The sequence below is a fragment of the Psychrobacter proteolyticus genome (assembly GCF_039762275.1).
GTDB lineage: Bacteria > Pseudomonadota > Gammaproteobacteria > Pseudomonadales > Moraxellaceae > Psychrobacter > Psychrobacter proteolyticus_C.
The window spans coordinates 260587-275381 of record NZ_JBDLOB010000002.1 but is presented as its reverse complement, the minus strand read 5'-3'; the positions used below and the strand labels follow the sequence as shown (position 1 = coordinate 275381).

16 protein-coding genes are annotated in these 14795 nt (G+C 44.1%); 9 read left to right on the top strand and 7 right to left on the bottom strand.

Annotated elements, in window-relative coordinates:
* Window positions 1-27: 27 nt before the first annotated feature.
* The 4 genes from lptM to ABFV72_RS04185 all read left to right on the top strand — a co-directional run bounded on the left by lptM (window position 28) and on the right by ABFV72_RS04185 (window position 4191).
* On the top strand, window positions 28-342 hold the full coding sequence (gene lptM, locus ABFV72_RS04200) for an LPS translocon maturation chaperone LptM (RefSeq protein WP_347162552.1): 315 nt from the start codon (window positions 28-30) through the stop codon (window positions 340-342).
* A 186-nt stretch (window positions 343-528) separates the two neighbouring features.
* Complete coding sequence (gene lysA, locus ABFV72_RS04195; RefSeq protein ID WP_347162551.1) at window positions 529-1905, top strand: diaminopimelate decarboxylase; 1377 nt, start codon at window positions 529-531, stop codon at window positions 1903-1905.
* Between the two features lie 329 nt (window positions 1906-2234).
* Window positions 2235-3122 (top strand): diaminopimelate epimerase, encoded by an 888-nt coding sequence (gene dapF / locus ABFV72_RS04190; RefSeq protein WP_057758121.1) that lies wholly within the window; start codon window positions 2235-2237, stop codon window positions 3120-3122.
* Window positions 3123-3168: 46 nt separating this feature from the next.
* A complete protein-coding gene (locus ABFV72_RS04185) occupies window positions 3169-4191 on the top strand; it encodes a tyrosine recombinase XerC (RefSeq protein WP_347162550.1) in 1023 nt (340 codons plus the stop codon).
* A gap of 33 nt (window positions 4192-4224) precedes the next feature.
* Here the strand turns inward: ABFV72_RS04185 and ABFV72_RS04180 are convergent, their stop codons facing one another.
* On the bottom strand, window positions 4225-5094 hold the full coding sequence (locus tag ABFV72_RS04180) for a nitrilase-related carbon-nitrogen hydrolase (protein ID WP_347162549.1): 870 nt from the start codon (window positions 5092-5094) through the stop codon (window positions 4225-4227).
* A gap of 287 nt (window positions 5095-5381) precedes the next feature.
* Between ABFV72_RS04180 and rpoN the strand changes: the two genes are divergently transcribed.
* Both rpoN and hpf read left to right on the top strand, forming a co-directional pair.
* Complete coding sequence (gene rpoN, locus ABFV72_RS04175; protein WP_347162548.1) at window positions 5382-7040, top strand: RNA polymerase factor sigma-54; 1659 nt, start codon at window positions 5382-5384, stop codon at window positions 7038-7040.
* Between the two features lie 359 nt (window positions 7041-7399).
* Entirely contained in the window at window positions 7400-7780 is a 381-nt protein-coding gene (gene hpf / locus ABFV72_RS04170; protein ID WP_057758130.1) for a ribosome hibernation-promoting factor, HPF/YfiA family, read from the top strand.
* Between the two features lie 221 nt (window positions 7781-8001).
* Here hpf and thiS read toward each other — a convergent pair whose 3' ends face one another.
* The 4 genes from thiS to ABFV72_RS04150 form a co-directional block, all read right to left on the bottom strand.
* Window positions 8002-8202 carry a sulfur carrier protein ThiS gene (gene thiS / locus ABFV72_RS04165; RefSeq protein ID WP_057758131.1) on the bottom strand — a complete coding sequence of 67 codons (201 nt, stop codon included), beginning with the start codon at window positions 8200-8202 and terminating at the stop codon, window positions 8002-8004.
* Between the two features lie 127 nt (window positions 8203-8329).
* On the bottom strand, window positions 8330-8704 hold the full coding sequence (locus ABFV72_RS04160) for a DUF423 domain-containing protein (protein WP_347162547.1): 375 nt from the start codon (window positions 8702-8704) through the stop codon (window positions 8330-8332).
* 24 nt (window positions 8705-8728) lie between these two features.
* Window positions 8729-9592 carry an RNA polymerase sigma factor RpoH gene (rpoH, locus tag ABFV72_RS04155; RefSeq protein ID WP_197099889.1) on the bottom strand — a complete coding sequence of 288 codons (864 nt, stop codon included), beginning with the start codon at window positions 9590-9592 and terminating at the stop codon, window positions 8729-8731.
* Window positions 9593-9832: 240 nt separating this feature from the next.
* On the bottom strand, window positions 9833-10288 hold the full coding sequence (locus tag ABFV72_RS04150) for a sulfurtransferase TusA family protein (RefSeq protein WP_347162546.1): 456 nt from the start codon (window positions 10286-10288) through the stop codon (window positions 9833-9835).
* A gap of 427 nt (window positions 10289-10715) precedes the next feature.
* Between ABFV72_RS04150 and ABFV72_RS04145 the strand changes: the two genes are divergently transcribed.
* A complete protein-coding gene (locus ABFV72_RS04145) occupies window positions 10716-12401 on the top strand; it encodes a M48 family metalloprotease (RefSeq protein ID WP_347162545.1) in 1686 nt (561 codons plus the stop codon).
* A gap of 42 nt (window positions 12402-12443) precedes the next feature.
* Here ABFV72_RS04145 and ABFV72_RS04140 read toward each other — a convergent pair whose 3' ends face one another.
* Together ABFV72_RS04140 and rpsU are read right to left on the bottom strand one after the other, a co-directional pair.
* The gene (locus tag ABFV72_RS04140) at window positions 12444-12893 is read right to left on the bottom strand and encodes a GatB/YqeY domain-containing protein (protein ID WP_057758141.1); all 450 of its coding nucleotides are present in this window, start codon (window positions 12891-12893) and stop codon (window positions 12444-12446) included.
* Between the two features lie 203 nt (window positions 12894-13096).
* On the bottom strand, window positions 13097-13312 hold the full coding sequence (rpsU, locus tag ABFV72_RS04135; protein ID WP_010195908.1) for a 30S ribosomal protein S21: 216 nt from the start codon (window positions 13310-13312) through the stop codon (window positions 13097-13099).
* Window positions 13313-13683: 371 nt separating this feature from the next.
* On the opposite strand from rpsU, the gene ABFV72_RS04130 reads away from it, so the two are divergent.
* Together ABFV72_RS04130 and ABFV72_RS04125 are read left to right on the top strand one after the other, a co-directional pair.
* Window positions 13684-14055 (top strand): hypothetical protein, encoded by a 372-nt coding sequence (locus tag ABFV72_RS04130; protein ID WP_347162544.1) that lies wholly within the window; start codon window positions 13684-13686, stop codon window positions 14053-14055.
* Window positions 14056-14180: 125 nt separating this feature from the next.
* Entirely contained in the window at window positions 14181-14711 is a 531-nt protein-coding gene (locus tag ABFV72_RS04125; RefSeq protein WP_347162543.1) for a c-type cytochrome, read from the top strand.
* Window positions 14712-14795: the final 84 nt, after the last annotated feature.

The window sequence follows — 14795 nt, the reverse complement described above, 5'->3', positions numbered from 1 at the left end:
GTCGTAAGCTCACAGGTTATCTATTATATGTCTATTATACACAGCCCCTCAGCAGCCAAGCATGCTAGCTCGTTCGCTCGTACCAGTCGTCAGGCTGTTGCCACTTTATTTATTGGCAGTGTGGTTATGGTAGGATTGTCAGGCTGCGGGCAAAAAGGCGATCTATATCTGGCAGACTCTAGTAGTCAAACGATAGAGAGCAGTGCGTCTGTGCTTGATAGTACTAGCCATCCACAAGATGCAGCCTTTGCAGGTATCGACGATGATAACTATCAAAAAAACCGCTACCTAGAAGAGCAAATGGTACTGCCTGAGCCTAGTACTGATCCCAACGACTATTAATTGCTTAAGCTAACAATTACTAGGCTAATAATCGTTAAGCTGAGCCAATAGTTAGCGGTTAGGTGCTTGTTAATTAACAGTTTAATTGACTGCTTAACTAACCATCGATTCTGTTATGGCTAAATAGCTTTGCTACCTAAATTTAATTTTCACCCTTGATAATCTGATTATATTAGAGATGTTTATATGAGTCATTCTGAACTACCTGTTGACTTGACCGATTCTGCTACTGGCGAATCCGTTACTATCCAAACTGAGCAAGGTCTATATGTTGACCCGAAAGCGTTGAGTGCTCACTTGCCAGCGCTAAGTTATCGCGACGATGCATTGTATATGGAGCAGGTCAGTATCGATGAGTTGGCAAAACAATATGGTACCCCTTGCTACGTGTATTCAAAGCAAGCAATACTGGACGTTTATCAAGCTTATACTGATAGCTTTACCAGTCTGAATCATCAAGTGTGCTATGCCGTAAAAGCAAACTCTAACCTTGCCGTGCTTGGTGTCTTGGCACAGGCGGGCGCTGGGTTTGACATTGTCTCTCGCGGTGAGCTTATGCGTGTGTTGGCGGCAGGTGGCGCAGCATCACGGGTGGTATTCTCAGGCGTTGGCAAAACGTATAGTGATATCGAATACGCGCTGACTCAAGGTATTGGCTGCTTCAATGTTGAGTCTATCAGCGAGCTGACTTTAATCAATGACGTCGCAAAGTCACTTGATAAGCCTGCGCCAATCTCGTTACGCGTCAACCCTAACGTCGATGCCAAAACTCATCCATATATCTCAACAGGTCTTAAAGACAACAAGTTCGGTATCACTCACGAAGACGCACTAGCGGTCTATCAGCAAGCAGCCGATTTATCACATATCGACATCGTTGGTATTGATTGTCATATTGGCTCGCAGTTGACTGAGGTAGAACCATTTGTTGCAGCGTTAGATAAAGTGATTGAACTGATACATAGCCTGCGTGACGCAGGTATTGAGTTACAGCATATCGATTTGGGCGGTGGTTTGGGTGTGCGCTATATTGATGAGACACCTGTGTCTATCGCTGAGTTTGCCCAAGCTTTATTACCAAAACTTAGCGAGCTTGGTTTGACTGTGTTCTTTGAGCCAGGTCGTAGTATCGTTGCCAATGCTGGCGTGCTTTTGACCCAAGTTGACGTACTCAAGCCGACTGAGCATAAAAATTTTGCCATCGTTGATGCCGCTATGAATGACTTGATTCGTCCTGCTTTATATCAAGCTGAGATGGCCGTGATTCCAAGTGTGTTACCTAATGCCGGTATCGATACGGATGGTACGCAGCCGTGGGATATCGTTGGCGCGATTTGTGAGACGGGTGATTTCTTGGCAAAAGACCGCCTATTATCACTGGCAACAGGTGATGTGTTGGCCATCACTGGCGCAGGGGCTTACGGTTTTACCATGAGTAGTAACTATAACTCACGCCCACGTGCTAGCGAAGTGATGGTGTCTGGCGATAGTCATCAGCTTATTCGCAAGCGCGAAACGATTGAGGCGTTATATGCAGATGAAACATTGTGGCAGGCGCAGTAAGGTTATTAAAGACGAGCCAAAACTATCGCCGTATTTGATGATTGAAGAGAACCCATTGTGATAATGACAATGGGTTTTTTTATGACTGGATTTTGAGGAAAGTGTTTTTTAATTAAAGCTGATTTTTAATTGAAGGCATGCCTTTAGTTGAAGGCAACACCATTCACAAAAATTAGAGTAGCAAGGAAAACGAGTGCAAGTACTACTCACTGTAGACTAAACAAGTTTGACACCGCTAATCGTATTTTTTGGGATTGGTATTATTATGATTGTATCTGACAGCGTGCTAAGATAAGGCATACATAAAAATAGGATAGGACATCAAAGATATGCTAATAGAGTTTACTAAAATGCATGGGTTGGGTAATGATTTCATGGTCATTGATTTAGTGACCCAACGCTTAGATTTGACCAAGGATTTGGTGCAGTTATTGGGCGATCGCCATCTAGGTATTGGCTTTGATCAGCTGCTCGTGGTTGAGCCACCGATGCGCCCTGATGTCGATTTCAGTTATCGTATCTTTAATACTGATGGCACCGAGGTCGAACAGTGTGGCAATGGCGCGCGTTGTTTCGCGCGTTTTGTGCAGGCACGTAAACTGTCATTTAAGCAGCGTCTACGCGTTGAGACGGCCAGCGGTATTATTTCCCTGACTACTGATCGTTACGGTTGGGTAGATGTCGATATGGGCAAGCCTAAATTTGAGCCAGATGAGATTCCATTTAGCCCAAGAGCGACGACCAAAATCCAAAACACTTATCATCTTGATGTAAATGGTACGCCTGTACAGCTGTACGTTGCCAATATGGGTAACCCGCACGCTGTGATAAAAGTCGATGACGTACTCGATGCTGAGGTTGAGACTCTAGGTAAAGCAATTGAGTCGCATCCTGCATTTCCAGACCGCGTCAATGTGGGCTTTATGCAAGTGATGAATCAGCGCCATATTCGTCTACGTGTGTACGAGCGAGGAGTGGGTGAGACGCAAGCTTGTGGTACGGGCGCGTGTGCAGCAGTAGCCGTTGGTATACGTGAGGGTTGGCTCGATGAAGGTGAAGAAGTTCGCGCGCAGCTATATGGTGGCAGCATGATTATCAAGTGGCAGCCAGGTTATTCAGTTACGATGACGGGTCCGACCGCTTTCGTCTACGAAGGCGTATTTAGTCCAGATGGCCTGATGGCACAAGCGGGTCTTAAACCCAATGCTGAAGGCTGATAACTGTTGTTAGGCCAATCGTATAAATGCCAAGGATGGTTTTAGTATGGTTATGTCTACTAATAATGACATTCAGGCGGCGAGCTCAGCACCTTGGCTATCTACTGAGCTGGCCGCCACTATAGAGTCAGACGCTGCCTTACAAGAGCTACTCGCACCTGTGCATCGTTGGCTCAATACGTTGTCTGTGCGCAACCATTCGCCGCATACTCTAACCGCTTATTTCGCTGGTTTAAATCAACTGGCGTTATTTTTACGTGGGAAGCGTCTAACGTGGACACGCTGTGATAAACGGCAACTGGCCCAGCACATCAGTCAACGTCTTGATGAAGATAAGTTGGCGCTTGCCAGTGTTCAGCAAGAGTTGTCTGCGATTCGGCATTTTTATGGTTGGATGATTGAAGAAGCGCTAGCACGTATCAACCCAACCACTGGCTATCAGCTGAAGCGTAGTCCTAGACCGCTGCCTTCTATCGCTGATGTCGATTTACTGACTCAGCTACTCGATCAAGAGATGCCTGATACACCAGAGCAAGCGCGCTTATGGTTGCGTGACAAGGCTATGTTTGAATTGCTCTATAGTAGTGGCTTGCGTGTTGGCGAGTTGGTTGCACTCGATATGGCAGATGTGGACTTGTCTGAGTTACGGGTACGAGTCACGGGTAAGGGTAATAAAACACGCCTAGTGCCATTAGGGATAAAGGCTGCAGAAGCAATTAGTCGCTACCTGCCGCATCGTAATCTATGGGTAGAGCAGATGGATAGCGCATTGTTCATCAGTGAAAAGCTCGGTACCAGATTGTCAACACGGGCAGTGCAACAGCGCTTAAAAGTTGCTGCCACCCGCGCAGGTATCGCACAGAATATGTATCCACATCTATTGCGGCATTGCTTTGCATCACATATGCTGTCAGGCAGTGGTGACTTGCGCGCCGTACAAGAGATGCTCGGGCATAGTGATATTAGCACCACGCAAATTTATACCCACGTTGATTTTGCAAAATTAACGCAAGTTTATGATCGCGCCCATCCACGAGCAACTCATGCTCAAAATGAAGAATTGCCTTAGCAATTAGGCACGAAATCCATTGAATTTCACAATCTACGCCAAACGATGGCAATCAAAGATAGGCAGTTTTTGGCGGCCTTGCTCTTGCGCTTGTTTGTCTAATGACGCCATGACGATGGCATATTGTTTATCCAGTTCGCTATCGTCATAGCTTGCGATAACACTACTATCAAACGCTGTAATGGCTGCATGTCCCCATGTCTGACGCGTACTACCATCTTTGTAGAGATGATCACCACCTTGTGCTGCGCCAATGATCATACATTGACTATCTAGAGCACGCGCTCGTAACAGCAGCGACCAGTGTGCTTGCCCAGTTAAGTATGTAAACGCAGAGGGTGCACTCAACAGTTCAGCACCTGCTTGTCGCAGACGCTGCGCCAATGCTGGGAAGCGCAAATCAAAACATACCATCATGCCGAGCTGATAGACGGTATTGCCTACTGCTAGTGGCGCAATTACGGTCTGCGTACCCGGCTCAAAGGTCGCCGCTTCGTTATAGCTGCCATGCTTATCGGCTACAGTTGCGGTAAACAGATGAATCTTGTCGTAGCGTGCGACACGTGTGCCATCTGGTGCAAACAGCTGGCTCACTTGTCGTAATCTACCATCAGGAACGACAGTGCCATCAGGGCGATAATGGCAGGGTAATGAGCCTGCTAGTACATGGATACCAGCAGTGCGTGCGTAATCTGCTATCGTCGCTGATAAGTCGTCAAAACGCTCGGCAGTAGCAGATTGCTGTCCCATACTACAGCAGTTCTCAGGCAATACAACGAGCTCAGCCCCTTGGCCTTGTGCATCGATAATGGCAGCTTTGATATCTGCTAAGTTATCCTCAACATTCTGCTGACTGTTCATTTGAATAGCAGCGACGTTAAGTTGATGGTTACTTAAATTCATGACAATATTCCTATTGGGTGTGAGCTATATTGGTCATTTACCGTAATTTATTTATTATAATATTTTCGCGGTAATGAGCAGACTGCTCGTATTTATGGATTGCTCATCCTTGCCGAGATGATAGTCTGCTATTGATAGCAAACCAAACGTATCCGGACAAAACATAAATTATCATAGCAAAATTGTGGCAAAAAATGCTATCGTCATGTCCTGATAAGATTTATGTCGTTACTTTTACTGACAGAATAAACACAATATCACTAAGATCGGAGTGCAAAAAGCCGCCCATGAGTATGTCGTTCGGATTGGCGACCACGCTGAGCAACTCACAAAAGCTAACCCCGCAAATGCAGCAAGCCATAAAATTGCTGCAGCTCTCTAGTCTTGAGCTCGCACAAGAGGTTCAGGCAAAGCTAGATAGTAATCCATTACTTGAACGTATCGAAAACGATGACGAATACGACAGTGGTGACGATGAAATAGAGGAGTGGAGCGAGCCGTTGACGCTTGATAGCTGGAATCAAAGTAGCAGTGACTCATTCGACTCAGTACCTACTAGCGGTACAGAGTACAACGGCGATAGTAGTGATAGCTTCAGTGATAGTTTGGATAAGCTTCAACAGCCTAATATCGATGATAGTGCAATAGATGTAGATAGCTATAGCAGTTCAGATGCCGATAGCTTTGATATAGGTAGCTTTGACACGGGTAACTATGCTTCTACCGCAACAGGCTCTGGCAATAGTAGGGGTGATGAAGATTTCGATAGTTATCAAGGCGGTACATCGTCTACCATTCAAGATCATGTGCGCTGGCAGCTGAACTTTAAGCGTTTATCAGAGGCCGATACGCTGATTGCAGAGTATTTAATAGACTCCATGGATGACATGGGCTTTATTCGAATTGATATAGATGAGCTGCTACAGAGCTTTGATACGATGGCAAGTTTCTATCAATGGGATGAGCGCGTTGAAAAAGAAGAAGTCTTGACGGTATTACGTATCATCCAGTCCTGTGATCCAGTTGGCGTAGGGGCGCGTCATTTAAGCGAATGCTTATCGATTCAGCTATCTAAGCTAGATGCCCACACCGAATACCTACAAGAAGCTCAAGCGCTCCTATCAGCGAGCGAGCATTTAGTCAGTAATAATATTAAAGCACTGACTGAACGCACAGGACTTGCACCAGAATATATCACACCTGCGCTTACGCTACTACGTACCTTAAACGCTTCGCCAGGGCTGCTGTTTCAGTCTAGCCAGCCTGACTATGCCCAGCCGCCTGAAAGCTACGATATTCCAGATGTGTTGGTCACACCTGTTAGAAACAATAAGGCGACAAGTAACTCTGAAGTAGAAGAGGATGGCTGGTATGTACGCCTCAATCCAGACACCTTACCAAAACTACGCGTAAACCAAGAATATGCCAACCTAGTCAAGCGCGGCGATGACAGCCCTGACAATCAATATCTACGCGAAAACCTCACCGATGCTCGATTGTTTATTCGTAGTATCGAAGAGCGCAATCAAAACCTACTCAAAGTAGCGACCAGTATTGTACGCTATCAACAAGAGTTCCTGCAGCATGGTGCAACCGCCATGCAACCCTTGATACTAAAGGCAATTGCTGAAGAAGTTGACTTGCATGAGTCTACGGTCTCACGACTTACCACCAGCAAAACTATCTTGACACCGCAAGGGTTGTTTTCTTTGAAACACTTCTTCTCCTCTCACGTAAGTAGTGCTGATGGAGATATTTCATCGACCGCTATCAGTGCCATGATTAAAAAGCTCATCGCTGACGAAGACCCCAAAAAGCCATTATCAGACAGTCGTATCAAAGATGAGCTGTTAGCAGATGGTATCGATATAGCCAGAAGAACCGTCGCCAAATATCGTGAAGCAATGAATATTGGCTCGTCTACTCAGCGCAAACAGAAATACTAATTATCTAAGCTCACCTTTCTATAAGGTTAATGGCTACCTGTCTGCATAGTGCAATACAGATATAAAAAATAAAATTTTTTGATTATATAGAAACCAAGTAGAAATAATAGGTATTGTTACACTTAATTACAATTTAACGGCTTGCTACTGAGCGATTTTCATGACAAATTAGAGTCATACCAACGACGAAAACCAAGTGCCGATTTATAGTATTTATTTACAACTAATAAAGGAGACGATAAAAGGATACGTCGACACATTACTAGAGGCTTTGGTGTAGTTAGTGGTAAGGCAGGATGATAAGAGCAAGAATGCTATCTCATCTGTTGATTGTAAGTTACAAATAAAAGGACAACAATATGAATGTTTCTATCAGTGGTCATCATATCAGCGTTACAGAAGCTATGGACACAGCAGTACGCGAGAAGCTTGAAAAAGTAGAGCGTCACTTTGATCAGATACAAAGTATTCAAGTGATTTTATCGTTAGACAATAGCGGTGCTAGCGACGGCGGTAAAAAGAGCCATAAAGCTGAAGCGATTATGCGTGTCTCGGGTCAAGAAATGTTTGTCCAAGCTTATGAAGATGATATGTATAAAGCCATTAACGAGATGGCAGACAAGCTAGATAGACAAGTACGTAAGTACAAAACCCGTCAAGAGCGCAAAAAGACTCAGGGTGCAGGACGCGATAGTCGCTATCAGGATCTAACCCCTGCAGAAGCAGTACCAGCAGCATAGTTCGAGTTTAAAATTTTGAACACTATCGTTACAAGCTAGTGAAAGTAGACTAAGAGAATAAAAAATTTATAAGTGGCTGCTACATTAGCTTGTAATTGACATAAAAAAAGACCTCTAACGTGTAATACGTTGAGGTCTTTTTTATCATTAGTAAACTTAGCTAGTAAACTTAGAACGAGAATGAATTAGCTGTCAGCTCAAGCTTATCTGTCTAAATACTATCAACCACCGCCGACGGCCTGTACTACTTCGATATTCATACCTTCTACGATACGTAGTTGAGCAAGCTCGCTCTTTGGCATTAGCTCGCCGTCGACTTCTACAGCGTAACGACCCTGACTAAGACCAAGCTCATTGATAACCAGTTGTACAGTCTGATGAGTGGTTTGCAAGCTTTTACCATTGACACTAATGGTGCTCATAATAAATACTCCTTAATATTTTAAAATTCCTGTGTATCCGCTATTCACTATGTATCTTTTATTTTGTTATTGATGATTCGTTGCAGTTGATGCAAAGAGCTAAAAATTACAATGACTATTGAACAGCTCAGTTAACTGAGTCTTTCAATCGAAAGGCAGAAGTGGCCAGCCATAGCCAACCTGCAATCATAAGAACGCCGCCAATAGGCGTAATCGCACCGAACCAGCGCGGTGCACCAAGCGTCATGGCATACAAACTACCAGCAAAAATGATAATACCAATTTGTAGTAACCAAGCGGTCGTCTGAGTAATATATTTCAAACGAATTAGCAGACCGACAAGCAATAATCCTAGCGCATGTACGAACAAATACAGCGTTGCCGTATGCCACCATTCAAGCTGTTGAATGCTGACACGACCTTCTAGACCATGCGCACCAAATGCACCCAGAGCAACAGCAATAGCCATATTAACTGCAGCAATACCAATCCAATTTAACATTGAACAACTCGTATCATCTTAAGGCTACTGAATATCATCTGGCAAAATCACACTATCAATGGTCATCGCATCACGAATCTTGTCCATGGCATTTTTCTCGATCTGACGGACTCGCTCAGCTGAGATAGAGTAAACCGCAGCTAACTCATGCAAGGTGGATTTTTGCTCAGACAACCAGCGCTGCTCAACGATATCACGCGAACGATCATCTAAGGTACCCATAGCCGCGATGAGTGCTGATGAGTTATTTTCTTCCCAATCCGCTTCCTCTAACTGCTCAGCTGGATCGATACCATCTTCCAAAAATAGCTGAGGGGCATAGCGACCATCATCATCGTCGCTTGATTGCGCCTCAAACGAAGCGTCATAAGAGGTTAGACGTGATTCCATCTCTAACACTTGCTTGCGCGTGACATTCAGGTCATTAGCAATAGCGTCCGCTTCTTCTAGTGTCAACTGATTATTGGTCTTCTTAAGGCTACGGAGGTTAAAGAACAGTTTACGATGAGCCTTGGTGGTCGCAACTTTCACAATACGCCAGTTGCGAATCACAAACTCATGAATCTCAGCTTTAATCCAATGCACAGCAAACGATACCAAACGTACGCCTTTATTTGGGTCAAAACGTTTGACTGCTTTCATCAATCCTAAGTTACCTTCTTGGATTAAATCTGCTTGTGGCAATCCGTAACCTGAGTAACTACGTGCGATATGAATTACAAAACGTAGATGCGACATCACCAGTAGACGAGCGGCTTCAACATCACCTTCATCATAATAGCGATGTGCTAGCTCTTGCTCTTGTACCGGTGTCAAAATAGGAATTTGATGGACAGTATTGATATATGCACCCAAGTTGACCCCTGGCGCTGACAGGTGAGTTGGCATAGCTGGTACTAAGTCACGCGTACTGGTATTGCCCAATGCACTCGCGTCATAAGGTGGTCGCTGAGCAGCGGCCTTTAATGCAGCATCGCGTGCATCGTTTTTTATAGGAGCTGAGCCATCTTTTTTATTTGTATTTACAGCATCAGTAGAAGTATTAGCCATATTCTTGACCTTGGTTAAATAGTTAAGCAAATAGTCAGATAAAAATCTTTATGATTTAATTGTAAAGGATAGCAGCGCTTAGTTGCTATCAGTTTTGGTAATGATGAAGTGATATATTGTAGCGAAACACTGTAATGATGTGCCATCAACTGACGAGTGGTCAGTAACTTCATTGACCACTAGCTTTAAATAATCTGTCGATTGTGATTGCTGACTTTGTCTACAAAACGCTGTGATATCAGCTTGCGAGTTAGGGTCAGTTGCAACCACATACAGTGATTCGCCAACTGTTACGTCACGTAATGCGACCTTAGTTTTTAACAATGGCATCGGGCATGCAAGACCGCGTCCATCAACAAAACCTTTTATATTTAGTTCAGATTGCGCTGTAGCTACATCATCTGAATTATGACTTTCAGTCGGTAGCAGCTCTAGTAAACTCACAATGTCGTTCTGCTGTGCATCAGTCAAACTCGCTGATAACTGTATAGAATGCGACACACGTTTGATGACTGGTTTACTATCAGCGGGCATAACTTAAACCTTGTAGATATCTATATTTTAATTTGTTTTATTAATAATAAGCTTTGATATTGATTACGAACATAATCCATCAATCATAAATTATGAGGTCGCCATCACAGTCATCTAAACCTACTATCATTGTTACTTATTATACCAAATAGACAATGTATAGTTGCAGTTGAATATAATCAACGCTGTGTTCGGTTCACTAGAATCATATAACCAAGAGTTGCACGATTAGCAACTGCCCGATTAATAGTTATACGATTGAGATTTATTGCATAATTAGTAGCCCAATGAATAATTACACAGCCATGTTGCACAATCGTGACGGGTGGCTAAGTTATTGGTAGTTAAGTTCATTGTAGAATTGACCTTGGATAAACAAGCTCGTATAGTCGAAAAGATGTCGTTAATTATCTTATAGGATATGCACTTGTACCATGCTAATAGAACGAAGCGACCTGACAGTAACCACAAACCTTTAATAGCCAAAAAATCTGTAGGCTTGCCACTCATGCTGTCTAAGCAAAAAGGTAAACGTGATTTTATGATTTTAGCTTTGCCAAATGGTATCAAGGTAGGACTGTCAATGATGCTGCTAGTCATGGCCAGCGGTGCACATAGTCGTGAGAGCCAAACGCTGCCATTGGCTGATAGCTCGTGGCAAGTCACAGATTCGCAAACGCTAGATCTACCAAACCTGCGTGGACAAGGCTTGAGCTTTGCTGAGCAATATCAAAACAAAATGCTTGGTGAATGGTCATTACAGAATATCAATGGCCGTGTCAGAATGGAACATGATCCTTGGGTACAAGAAACGATAAAAGACATGACATGGCGTCTCAATGCCCAAGCTCGTCAGCAAGCACCGCTTGGCGTCGTTATCATCGATAACCCTAGTATTAATGCCTTTGCAGCGCCTGGCGGCGTAATCGGTATCAACACTGGGACGATCCTGTCAGCTAGTAGCATGGATGAGCTGGCAAGCGTCGTCGCGCATGAAGTTGCGCATATCAGTCAACGGCACTACGAAAGCAGCGCTGACGAACGTAAAAAAGCCTTGCTAATGCAGCTAGGCGGTATGCTAGCCGCGATTGCTGCCTCAGCTGTCGATGGTGATGCCGCTGCGGCTGTGATGATGGGCAGTCAGACAGCCTCTATGAATAGCAGTATGGCGTTTAGCCGTAGTAACGAGCGTGAGGCTGACCGAGTAGGGATGCAGATTATGACCCAAGCGGGTTATGATCCTCGGGCGATGCCACGGTTCTTTGCCACGATGAATCAGCAGAGTCAGTTAAACCAAGTTGAGAATCAATTTTTACCGAGCTTTGTACGCTCACACCCTCTGAGTAACGAGCGGTTGAGCGAGTCACAAAGTCGCGCTCAGCAGTATCCAGCGCTCTCATTGAGCCAGCAGCAGCGCCATCAAGCACTGTTTGATTTACTGTATTGGCGTGTTCAAGTGACTGGTAAACATGCCTCTGAAGTCACACTGACAACGGCCGCCAAAAACAGTCTCGGGGCCAAACTTGCGCTAATTCATTGGTATGGAGAGCAACAGCGCTTTACAGATGCTAATAAGGTATTGGCCGAGATAAATGCGTTATCAAGCACGCAGCGTCAGAGTTTAGAGCCTCTATTGTCGATTACCCACAGTCAGTTATTGAGTGAACAAGGCAAATGGCAACAAACCGTAGATGTTTTAGAGAGCCAACAGCGCCTATATCCTGAGCGTCGCGACTTACGTCTTTATCTGGCCGAAGCGCTGACTAATAGCAATCAGCCGATAAAAGCCCAAGTGCTGTTGAAGCCACTAACAGAACAGCAGCCAAGCGATCGTTATGCATGGCAAAGCTTACAACTTGCCAATGAAAAACTTGCTAAGACCACCACCTCACCACAGTTAGCCAATATCGCGACGATTAATGCATTGCGCTATCGCAGTTATGATCAGCTATGGAATGGACGCTATGAGAGTGCGCTGACCTCTTTGACACAGGCCAAACAGTTGACGGAAAATCTACAAACCACAGATCAGGCTAATAGTGCGCGTCCGTTATTGGCCAATATTAATGCAGAACTCAAAGCGATAAAAACCGCCAAAGACTTTAAGCCCTAGGCGGTTATTTGTACAGATTAGCCTGCCAATCAATAGCAAGTGCTAGCCTTGTAGCGCGTCTTTGACCATTTTAGAAATCAAAGCAGGATCAGCACGGCCAGCTGTTTTATTCTTCAACACACCCATGACGCTACCCATATCGCGCATAGACGTCGCACCTTGCTCAGCGATTTCAGCATTTACCAATGCCATGATCTCGTCTTGATTCATTTGCTGCGGCATAAACTCGTTGATGATATCAATCTCAAACTGCTCTTTTGTGGCTAAGTCATCACGGCCATTTTCTGTAAAGATAGTTAGTGACTCTTGACGCTGCTTTAGCTGTTTTTGCAAAACTTCTAATACTTGGGCATCATCAAGTTCTGTCTGACGGTCAATCTCGATTTGTTTCACTACTGACTGTACATTGCGCAGTACTTTGACGCGCTCAAGCTCACGAGCTTTCATTGAAACTTTGATATTATCTGATAACGTCTGTTTAAGTTGGCTCACTGCTATTATCCTTATCGATCTGTTAAATGCTATTCGTTAGAGGTTGTTTGTTAAATTTTTAGAACAAAACCTGCTGATAGTGGTTTTAATAAAAAATTATGTCAGCAGTAATAACAAAAATTGTAGCATAAAAAACGCCACTGATATCGATTGATAACAGTGGCGTTAGTGTAGCGCTTGTACTTAACTAATCAGATTACTGATTAGTACATACGAGTGGTACGAATAGTTTCGCGTTGTAACTTCTTCTTATAACGCTTTACGGCAGCAGCTTTTTTACGCTTACGTACTTGCGTTGGCTTTTCATAAAACTCACGCTTACGTACGTCTGATAATACACCAGCTTTTTCACAAGCACGTTTGAAACGACGGATAGCGATATCAACTGGTTCGTTTTCTTTAACCTTAACTGCAGGCATGAAGACTCCTCGATTAGGATGAGATATAAGGGCATTAGTTTGGCTGTGTATTAGTATTTAGCCGTAATATCTCAAGATTACAGGCATCAGCTCAAACTAGGACAATTCTCACGCATTAGCGTAAGGGCAGGTATTTTAATAAAAAATACCAACAAAGTCAATGATTTTAAGCATTTATTGCCGATAGGTTATTCAATTAGATGGCTATTTGAATTTGGCTCTCAAACTATGAATTCGACATATATACAACGCTTTATCAATAAAAAACCCCTACCGTCTATAACGGTTTGATTGGAGTTTATGCTATGATAATTCCCATATTATAGTAAGCCTATGAACCGTTTTGTGTGTATTTTATTGAGGATGTTGGAATGAAAAAAACAGTATTTAACACGGCATTAAGCACCGCACTTATCGTAGCTTTAGGTATGAGCATGAGCGCTTGTAGTGGCGGCGAAGAGCATGAAGAAGTAATGGCAATCGATCGCGTTGACGAAGCTGCTGAACTTGCCATCAAAAATGCGCCACCAGCTGAAGAAATGGAATTCCCAGAGACAGCACCAATGCCAGCAGCTGATGCAGCTGGTACAGAAGCTGACGGTACAGCTACTGCTGAAGCAGGAACGGCTGACGCTGATACTGCAGAAGCAGCAGCTACCGATAGTACGGATACAGCCGCTGCTCCTACTGACAGCGCTGATATGGCGGCTACTGATGATACAGCTGCAGCCACTGCTGAGTAATTTAGTGCTGAATTGACCATTAGCTCAACTGAATATTAAACAGTTATTAGTCGTATATGTAAGTACTTTAAGCTAATATAACGCACCACTAATTGATTGCAGACTGCCTAAGTAAGGGTAAAACCATGATTGATATACAACCGTATATGAACAAGCTGAAATTGTCTGTAATCAGCATAAGTGTGGTATTTGCCGTGAGTGCTTGTAGCGGTGATAACACAGCTACGGAAGAGTCTGCAGCAACCGATGAGCCTGCTACCACTGTGGCAGAAGCAGCTGTAGCCGAGGGCACGACGCCTGAGTCTGTGGTTGATCCAGAAACAGATACCCAACCAAAAGCAGCAACAGAATCTGCTGACATAGTAGATGAAGAAGTGGCAACACCTGCAACTGATTCTGAGCCTGAAGTGTTGGCCGCAGATACAGGTGCTAAACTGTATGAATCAAACTGTCAGGTTTGTCATGCTGCAGGTTTGCTCGATGCGCCAAAGTATGGTGATACAGCGGCTTGGTCAGCTCGTCTGACCAAAGATAAAGAAACGCTGTATATGCACTCGGCTAAAGGCTTTAATAAAATGCCAGCGCAAGCGGTGAATGGTGTGACCGAAGCACAAGTTAAAGCGGCTGTTGATTATATGCTAGCGTCGGTAAGCTGATACGGTATATATAGAGTATGTAAGCTATTGAAATTTGCTAAACTGGCCGTCATTGTGACTGACAATGACGGTTTTTTTTATGCA